General features: G+C 33.0%; 7 protein-coding genes. 3 read left to right on the top strand and 4 right to left on the bottom strand.

Features of this window, described 5'->3' with window-relative positions; genetic code table 11:
• Nucleotides 1–168: 168 nt before the first annotated feature.
• Both RMR19_RS22160 and RMR19_RS22155 read left to right on the top strand, forming a co-directional pair.
• Complete coding sequence (locus RMR19_RS22160) at nt 169–1,185, top strand: ABC transporter ATP-binding protein (protein WP_331654693.1); 1,017 nt, start codon at nt 169–171, stop codon at nt 1,183–1,185.
• 21 nt (nt 1,186–1,206) lie between these two features.
• On the top strand, nt 1,207–2,805 hold the full coding sequence (locus RMR19_RS22155; protein WP_331654692.1) for an ABC transporter permease: 1,599 nt from the start codon (nt 1,207–1,209) through the stop codon (nt 2,803–2,805).
• A 122-nt stretch (nt 2,806–2,927) separates the two neighbouring features.
• Here RMR19_RS22155 and RMR19_RS09295 read toward each other — a convergent pair whose 3' ends face one another.
• Entirely contained in the window at nt 2,928–3,641 is a 714-nt protein-coding gene (locus RMR19_RS09295; RefSeq protein WP_310603215.1) for a PdaC/SigV domain-containing protein, read from the bottom strand.
• A 401-nt stretch (nt 3,642–4,042) separates the two neighbouring features.
• Between RMR19_RS09295 and RMR19_RS09290 the strand changes: the two genes are divergently transcribed.
• Nucleotides 4,043–4,618: a hypothetical protein gene (locus RMR19_RS09290; RefSeq protein ID WP_310603214.1), complete on the top strand. Its 576-nt coding sequence runs from the start codon at nt 4,043–4,045 to the stop codon at nt 4,616–4,618.
• Nucleotides 4,619–4,729: 111 nt separating this feature from the next.
• On the opposite strand, the gene RMR19_RS09285 is transcribed toward RMR19_RS09290, so the two are convergent.
• The 3 genes from RMR19_RS09285 to RMR19_RS09275 form a co-directional block, all read right to left on the bottom strand.
• Nucleotides 4,730–5,098: a DUF4180 domain-containing protein gene (locus RMR19_RS09285; RefSeq protein ID WP_310603213.1), complete on the bottom strand. Its 369-nt coding sequence runs from the start codon at nt 5,096–5,098 to the stop codon at nt 4,730–4,732.
• 168 nt (nt 5,099–5,266) lie between these two features.
• Nucleotides 5,267–6,037, bottom strand: coding sequence for an EFR1 family ferrodoxin (locus RMR19_RS09280; protein ID WP_310603212.1), 771 nt, complete (start codon nt 6,035–6,037; stop codon nt 5,267–5,269).
• Nucleotides 6,038–6,146: 109 nt separating this feature from the next.
• The gene (locus RMR19_RS09275) at nt 6,147–6,494 is read right to left on the bottom strand and encodes an MmcQ/YjbR family DNA-binding protein (protein WP_310603216.1); all 348 of its coding nucleotides are present in this window, start codon (nt 6,492–6,494) and stop codon (nt 6,147–6,149) included.
• Nucleotides 6,495–6,509: the final 15 nt, after the last annotated feature.

The raw sequence follows: 6,509 nt of genomic DNA, 5'->3' as shown, positions 1-6,509 counted from the left end.
ATATAGATTAATTATATCACTTGACCTTTCGTCAATGTCAATCATAAACAACTATTACAATTTGATTAAAATTTCGGAAAGTTTCTTTTCAGTTTTCTTTTCTTGGGTATAATAAGATATACACAATAGTTCTACATAGGTAAATGAAATAGAAAGAAGGCGATTATTATGTTGCAAATTAAAAATATTGCAAAGAAATATGTAACTGGCGATTTAACACAAACTGCACTTGATAATGTAAGTTTGAATTTTCGCGATAACGAGTTTGTTGCTGTATTAGGGCCAAGTGGTTCAGGAAAAACAACACTGCTCAATATTGTTGGAGGGCTTGACCGTTACGACGATGGTGATCTTGTCATCAATAGTATCTCCACAAAGAAATATAAAGATAGAGATTGGGATGCCTATCGAAATCACACAATTGGTTTCGTATTTCAAAGCTACAATCTTATTCCACATCAATCCGTTCTCTCAAACGTTGAGTTGGCACTAACCATCTCAGGTATTTCCAAAAGCGAAAGAAAAAGACGTGCAAAAGATGCTCTTGGGAAAGTCGGATTAGGAGATCAACTTCATAAAAGACCAAATCAAATGTCTGGTGGACAGATGCAAAGGGTTGCTATCGCTAGAGCATTGGTAAATGACCCTGATATTCTTCTTGCTGATGAACCGACTGGTGCATTGGATTCAGAAACTAGCGTACAGGTTATGGAGCTTCTAAAAGAAGTAGCGAAAGACAGACTTGTTATCATGGTTACTCATAATCCAGAACTTGCAGATGAATATGCAAACCGTATCGTAAAATTAAAAGACGGTAAGATTATTAATGACTCCAATCCTTTTGACATTGACAACTCTACTGTTGCTACACCTGAACATAAGAAGATGGGCAAAACTTCTATGTCTTTTTTAACTGCTCTATCACTGAGTTTAAACAATTTAAAAACTAAGAAAGCAAGAACCATTCTTACTGCTTTTGCAGGAAGTATTGGTATCATCGGTATTGCTTTGATTTTAGCTTTATCAAATGGTGTTAACGCCTATATTGATAACATTCAAAAAGATACGCTTTCCACTTATCCAATCAGTATCGCAAAGGAAAGTATTGATATGACTAGCATGATGTCTAGTATGATGAGTTCTAATAATAAAGATGGAATTAGTCACGATTTGGATAAGGTTTAGTCCAATAATATTTCAAGTACTATGCTTTCAACATTAAGTGAAGCTAGAGATTCCAACGATTTAGAATCATTTAAGAGATTTATTGAAAGCGATGAAACGAATATTAAAGATTATGTTTCTGCAATCCAATATGGATATAATCTTGATTTACACGTTTACAGTACTGATACCTCTGATGGCGTTCTACAACTTAATCCAAGTGAAGTTATGAGCTCTATGTCATTTGGTGGTGGCAGTCAATCAAGTAGTGCAATGAGTATGATGTCCTCTGACGTTTTTGAAGAAATGCTTGGCAATCGTGAGCTTTTAGAATCACAATATGATGTTTTAGCAGGACGATTTCCTGATGAATTTGCTAAAAATGAAGTTGTTATTGTTGTAGATGAGAATAATGAAATAAGTGATGCTTCTCTTTATTCCATTGGACTTATGGACCCAGATGAATTCTCTAATACATTAGAGGCTGTTATGGCTGGCGAAAAAGTTACGGTGCCTGAACAAGCTGAATTTACTTATGATGAAATTCTTGGTACTACATTTAAAGTTGTTCTCAATAGTGATTATTTTCAGTACAATGAAGCTGATGGTGTTTGGGAAGATATGCGTGACAATAAATCTTACATGAAAGAACTTGTAAACAACGGAATGGAATTAAAGGTTGTTGGTATCCTTCGTCCAAATGAAGATGCCAGTGCCGCTGCTATTGGTGGTACTGTTGCCTATACATCTGCACTTACAGAATATATTATTGAAGAGATTAATAAAAGCGACATTGTAAAAGCACAACTCGCTAACCCAGAAACAGATGTATTTACAAACATGCCTTTTAATTTAGATGAATATATAGAAGAACTTTCTATGGATGATGTAAATGAATTCATCGCAACACTTCCAGAAGAAGAGCAGGCACAGTTGCAAGGTATGCTTGCTGCTATGACAGAAGAAGAGATTATTGCTGCTTTTAAAGATAACCTTACTGCCGATGCTAACGAGAAAGCAACTTATGATGGTAATCTTTCTACACTTGGTGTTGTTGATTTGAATCAACCATCTTCTATTAATATTTATCCAATTGATTTCAAAGCAAAGGATAGCATTACTACGATTATAGAAGATTATAATTCTACACAAACAGATGACGGTCACGAAGAGATGACAATCACCTACACAGATATCGTAGGTTTAATGATGTCTTCTGTTACAACTATTATTAATATGATAAGTTATATTCTTATCGGCTTTGTTGCAATCTCACTTGTTGTTTCATCTATTATGATTGGAATTATTACTTACATCTCTGTTCTCGAACGTACAAAAGAAATCGGTGTACTTAGAAGTATTGGTGCTTCTAAGAGAAATATTTCAAGCATATTCAATGCTGAGACATTAATTGTCGGCTTTATCTCTGGTCTTATTGGAATTGGTGTTACACTACTTCTAATGATTCCTGCTAACGCAATTATCGAAGCAATCTCTGGCGTTTCTGGTATTGCTGCATTACCTACAACCGCTGCTGTTGTATTAATTATCATCAGTATGTTCTTAACATTTATTGCAGGATTGATTCCTTCAAAGAAAGCTGCGAAGAAAGATCCTGTTACTGCTCTTCGTTCAGAGTAAAAATTATTCATAACTAGAAGTGTAGCCACAAAAGGGAGCGGAAAAATATAATTCCGCTCCCTTTTATTAAAATTTTTTTTATTATTTGAAAATACATTTTTCAAGATATCGCCTTGTTTTTTCTACTTATACTTTCCTGCAACCGTGAATATATCCCAACTCGTTCCGTGATTTAATTCGTAACTTCCATAGCAGATATATACTTTTCCCTTTGTAAAATAAAATTTGTATGTCTTTGTATTCTTTATTATCTTGTATGCTGCATCATCTGAACCACAATATTTCTTTGCTGCCTTCAAAATCTTGTCTTTTGCATTACCTGAAATTACGTCATTGATTGTTAACTTCTTACCTGTCTTTAAATTATAATTCAAGCCATAATCTGTTTGATTATATACTCCACCAGCATACCATTCTTCTGTCATATGAAGACTCACAATATTATTTTTGTTATATGAAACCTTACATATCGTTTTGAAATAATACTGATCTTTTTCATCATAAAAAGCATTATTTTCAATGGCGCCCTCTGTATACTCTTGTATCGATTTTGCACTTTCAGACTTTAAAAACTTACTACTTTCTTTTTTTAACTGGCTATTTATCTTTTTAATAGCCTCTGATGTTCCTTCGAATTGAGGATATTGATAGTATACAACGCCTCGGACAATTCCGTCTTTATCTTTATATTCTTTCTTAGCTTTCTTCATTGTGTATTCTGTTGTTGTCTCTTTTTCCTTTGTAGTACTTGCATTTGCTTTCTGTGGTATTACTAATCCTGTCGTTATTAAACCTATTAACATAAGTTTAAATAATTGTTTCTTTAATCCTTTCATGAAATTCAAGTCCTCCCTGTTTTGATGTGAAAATGTTTCCATTTTATTGTAATATTTTGTTGCTGATTATTCAATCTCAAAATTATTACGTTTTCCTTAAGTTGGGACGACGATTCCAGTTAAACAACCGAAATTATGTAGTTTATCGGAGTTTATTCTCGCAAGAGACGCACTGAACAATTACATAATTTAGTTCTAAATTGAAATTTTTTATTGATTTATGCTTATTTTTGTTGTATAATCGTTCCAACCGGTTTATATTCTAATTTTTTACTATAACGAGATTTTCCTAGGTATATCTCTTAATTCAAGAGAGGAACATCATGTTCAAAAAATTTTTATCTTATATTTTTATAGCTAGTATTATTGTTTCAAACATTACTTGAATAGAAGGGAGTAACATGAATAGGTTAATTATAGTTGCACTGCTTTGTATGCTATCTTTTACTGCTTGCAAAAATAATAATAAACAAAATGTTGATATTGAACCAATATTAACATTAGAATCTACCTCTACACCCAATGATTCAACCGCAGAAAAAGGTTCTATTAATAATCCATATGATGGTCGAAATGAATCTTTTCAGATTACTTGCCAAGCACCTAACTGCGGTAAAGAGTCCGAGATTGTATTAGAATTTTCAGATATGGGTTTAATCAATGTAAAACATGGTTGGATGATAGAAGGACTTGTAACATTTGTTTCTGGAAACAATGCCACTCCTATCCATCTTAGTGACTATGTTACTGTCCAATATTATAATAAAGATGGTATGGTAGGATTAGGTTATAATATCTTTTTAGATAGTGATTCAGAGGGCAAGGAACTTATATTCAAAAAAAATAATCTTATTGAGGCCTCTATTCATAATACAACAAAACTCAAAGACTTCAACGGAAACATTCCAACTATCGGTTGTATTCAGTATCATGATGGAACTGAGCCTAAAGAAGTGTTTTTCGGCAAACTTAAATAGCTAAAATCTTTTTGTATAGATGAGAAAACTCTACCGTTCCTCTTAACCTAAAAGAGCACAAGGAACTGACTCAAAGTTCCTTTGTGCTCTTTTATTATTAAATGAGAATTTTTAGCATACAGAAGAAAGTTTTTCAATCGCTGTACTCTCATCTTCTACAAAGAATAAATCTTTTCCATGATTACTTTCATAGATAAAGTCCTTGAGTGGCTTGCTTGTATATTTTGAATAGTCCCCGTATATAGCAAACTTCACACCATAATTAATAAACTTCTGAATAATCTCACCAGCTAAGCAAGTACTTAATATAAAAAAGTCTTCTATGATTGCCTCTTTATTAATCGCGATTCTTTCGCAACCTGTTTCATATTTTACTGTCATAATTAAATCTAACGCTGATTGAGTGTCTGTTATTAGGCATTCCTCGCTATTAATAACCGCCACTGTCGTTTCATTTTGTTGAATCTTTTGAATATCCATCTTGTACCTCCTTATTGGTATTTTGTATATCTTATCTTGTTGCCCTATAAAAGTCAATCATTTTGAAACATCTTCTTGTTTTATTTTGAAACATCTTCTTGTTTTAATACGACATTCTCTATTCTTTTTGCTATATCAATCAATTCCTCAGTAAGAACCTTCTACTGATTACTCTTCACGATTAGTATAGTGTTTTAGAGAATATCTTGTCTTTCCTTGTGTCTTATTCTTATATTCAATTGCTTCTTTTGGGCAACCACAAATACATGCCATACAATGCGTACATTGATTTTCCCATACAGGTTTGCTATCCTTCATCGTAATGTTATTCAAAGGACACAGCTTTACACATTTTTCACAACCTATACATTTCTCTGTAACATAAAATCCCTTTGCTTGAACAAATATAGAATAGAACAGATTATTCACTGCACCGCTTTCTAGCTTACCGATAACTCCATTTGATTTATACTTGAAAAATTTCTTTCCTTGATGTATATATTCTGCAATCTCTTCTATTACCGTATCTGCTTTTTTTAGAAGTTCCTCTGCCTCTTTCTTATCAACACTTGGAAACATGACTAGATAATTATCTGGCATCAAAATCTCCGCAAACCCTTGTAACTCCCAATTCTTATATTGGCATAATTTCTTTACATGATGAATCGCATTCGCTGTCTCACCACCACAAGTCATTACAAAATAAACTTTGCTACTTCCAGTGAACTCAATTTTCCTTATCAATTCATCGACTACATGAGGGATTCTCCATGCGTATGTTGAACAGACAAATATAAAAGGTTTCGATTCTGATTGCTGCTGTTTCATTCTATTCTGCTTTAATAATTCATTCATGGATACAACCACATCATTTGTTTTTTGCGCAATTTTCTCCGCTACATGCTTACTATTTCCTGTTCCTGAAAAATATAAAACCATGCTCTCTCCTTCTCTAAAATGAGTCAAAGCCAATGTGAAATGCTTTATAATGCACACGGAATTCACCTTTCCCTATACAACGATTGCAATCCACCTTATAACTTAAAAATCATACTTTCTTTTTTTTCTTCCCTTTCGTTAAATCATAGCTCTCAATAATCATTCGCTCAACATCTGCATCTGGTACAGTTCCATCTAAAATAATTGAATTCCAATGTTCTTTATTCAAATGAAATGCTGGTATTACTGATTCAAATGTTCTTCTCCAAAAGTCTCTCCATTCCAAATCACATTTTACATTAATCCATATATGATTCTCTCTCTCAAATATCCAAGCAAATATTTTTTTATTTTCTTTATGCCTCATCACTGTCCAGTTTGAATCACTAAACGGATAGTCTTCATATACATTATCTAATTTACTGCAAAATGCAATTGCTTCTGTACGTTCGGTCATTTCTTCTCCCTTTTT

This window comes from Anaerosporobacter sp., from assembly GCF_031551385.1.
Lineage (GTDB): Bacteria > Bacillota > Clostridia > Lachnospirales > Lachnospiraceae > Anaerosporobacter.
The sequence above is the reverse complement of the archived record's forward strand: the minus strand, read 5'-3'. Positions and strand labels throughout refer to the sequence as shown.

Coding starts and splice junctions, on each gene's coding strand:
- RMR19_RS09295 (WP_310603215.1), bottom strand. CDS start 3,641: ATGAAAGGATTAAAGAAACAATTATTTAAACTTATGTTAATAGGTTTA.
- RMR19_RS09280 (WP_310603212.1), bottom strand. CDS start 6,037: ATGGTTTTATATTTTTCAGGAACAGGAAATAGTAAGCATGTAGCGGAG.
- RMR19_RS09275 (WP_310603216.1), bottom strand. CDS start 6,494: ATGACCGAACGTACAGAAGCAATTGCATTTTGCAGTAAATTAGATAAT.
- RMR19_RS09285 (WP_310603213.1), bottom strand. CDS start 5,098: ATGGATATTCAAAAGATTCAACAAAATGAAACGACAGTGGCGGTTATT.
- RMR19_RS22155 (WP_331654692.1), top strand. CDS start 1,207: ATGCTTTCAACATTAAGTGAAGCTAGAGATTCCAACGATTTAGAATCA.
- RMR19_RS09290 (WP_310603214.1), top strand. CDS start 4,043: ATGAATAGGTTAATTATAGTTGCACTGCTTTGTATGCTATCTTTTACT.
- RMR19_RS22160 (WP_331654693.1), top strand. CDS start 169: ATGTTGCAAATTAAAAATATTGCAAAGAAATATGTAACTGGCGATTTA.